Below are 1,059 nucleotides of genomic sequence, written 5' to 3'. Positions count from 1 at the left end.
TATTGGGGGAATGATAATATCACTGGCACCACTGGTAATGATGTCATTATTGGTGGCGGTGGTGAGGACAAACTTAACGGTGGTAACGGTTCCGACCAATACGTTTATACCGGCTATCAAAGTAATGAGTGGAATACCTTTGAAGGTTATGACACCATTACAGATACAGGAACAACTGGGACAGATACCATCGTCGCCAAAGGTACGGGTAATGTGGATATTGGTCTCAAGAGTTTTGATGTCAATAGTGGCATTGAAACCATCGACGGGACAGGAGTAACAGGAAAAGTCACCATCGTCGGTGATTGGAGTGCCAATACCCTCGACTTTTCTAATACCAACTTTGTCGGTGACAATATCCAAATAAATGGGTATTGGGGGAATGATAATATCACTGGCACCACTGGTAATGATGTCATTATTGGTGGCGGTGGTGAGGACATTCTTATCGGAGGATTAGGGTCAGATCAACTAACAGGAGGTGAAGGTCGGGACCGTTTTATTTTCAACACCGTTGATGAAATCGGTCAAGGTGCAAACCAAGACAATATCCTCGATTTCAATACTGATCTTGATACTATTGACATCTCTGCCATCGATGCTAACTCCCTCAACGCTGGTGATCAGAGTTTCACGTTTATTGGTGCCTCGGATTTTTCAGGTCAAGCGGGACAACTGCGCTTTTACGGTGGTCTCCTTTGCGGGGATACCAACGGCGATGCAGTCAGCGACTTTCAATTGGCGATCGCTGGAGTGTATAGTTTACCTGTCACCAATATAGTGCTGTGACATCCTCTGGTTTGAGGCAATAAGCTCTTAGTGCATTTAACTGAGTGTCAGCAGAAGTCCCATCGCTAAAAGCGAGGGACTTCTGCTGATACCACATTAAATTGTATTCAGAGCAGATAAAGCATCAAGGTTGACATCCTCGCCGCCCTAAAAGTGCGGCGATTCCTAAACCTCACGATTTAAGTTTCTGCTTCCACCACCGTCGCATACCACAGTTAAAAAACCATGTACTGTCTTACACAGAGTCCACAGACTTTCGCCCCATTTCAG

At 45.2% G+C, this 1,059-nt stretch carries 1 protein-coding gene; it reads left to right on the top strand.

The window, feature by feature from the left end; all coding sequences use genetic code 11:
* A partial coding sequence (locus tag O9300_RS08880; RefSeq protein WP_287971305.1) for a calcium-binding protein occupies window positions 1-789 on the top strand: 789 nt, incomplete at its 5' end.
* Window positions 790-1,059: the final 270 nt, after the last annotated feature.

It is taken from the genome of Microcystis sp. LE19-195.1E, assembly GCF_027532095.1.
Taxonomy (GTDB): Bacteria; Cyanobacteriota; Cyanobacteriia; order Cyanobacteriales; family Microcystaceae; genus Microcystis; species Microcystis aeruginosa.
This window is presented reverse-complemented; position numbering and strand designations above follow the sequence as displayed.